Raw genomic sequence first — 639 nt, 5'->3', positions numbered from 1 at the left:
ACCGCGATCTTCGTCGGCGGGACCATGTTGCCCACGCCCTCGGCGGCGTTCGCCCAGACCGCGGCCGACCTGTTCCTCAACCCGCTGGGCTTCGACGCCGGTGACGATCCGACGGTGTGCGTGATCGGTGTCGGCGTCTGCGATTCCCCGCTGCAGGTGCTCACCACTCCCCAACTGATCCTGCAGGGGCACAGCAGTTTCGTCGGGGCGGCCGAGATCGTGCGGGCGGTCCAGGCCCAACTGGACGCCAATCCGGGCGGTTTCGACGCCGACAATCCGCTGTGGGTGTTCGGCTACTCGCAGGGCGCCACGGCCGCCTCGATCGCGATGGCGCAGCTGGCCCACGACAATGTCGACCCACGGCTGGTGCACTTCGTGTTCATCGGCAATCCGGTCGGCGCCGACACCGCGTCGGAGGGTATGGGCGGGGTTTCCTCCTCCGACTTCTTCGACACTGCTCTGCTGTCGGGTGTCCAGACCCCGAACAACTGGTTCGCGGTAACCGATTACACGATCCCCGGGGATCCGGTCACCGACCCCACGTCCACCTCCGAGTTGGGTTTGTTCTACGAGCACATGATGTATCTGGGGCTCACGCCAGATCAGGTCGCCAACCATTTGGCCACCACCGACGGCGCG

At 66.2% G+C, this 639-nt stretch carries 1 protein-coding gene; it reads left to right on the top strand.

The features are described 5' to 3' along the window. Positions 1–24: 24 nt before the first annotated feature. Positions 25–639, top strand: a 615-nt coding sequence (locus tag A5648_RS10435; RefSeq protein ID WP_234787390.1) for a PE-PPE domain-containing protein, incomplete at its 3' end; no start/stop codon positions are given.

The organism is Mycolicibacter sinensis, assembly GCF_001673565.1.
Taxonomy (GTDB): domain Bacteria; phylum Actinomycetota; class Actinomycetes; order Mycobacteriales; family Mycobacteriaceae; genus Mycobacterium; species Mycobacterium sinense_C.
Note: the sequence above shows the minus strand (reverse complement) of the source record. Positions and strands in the feature narration are given on the sequence as shown.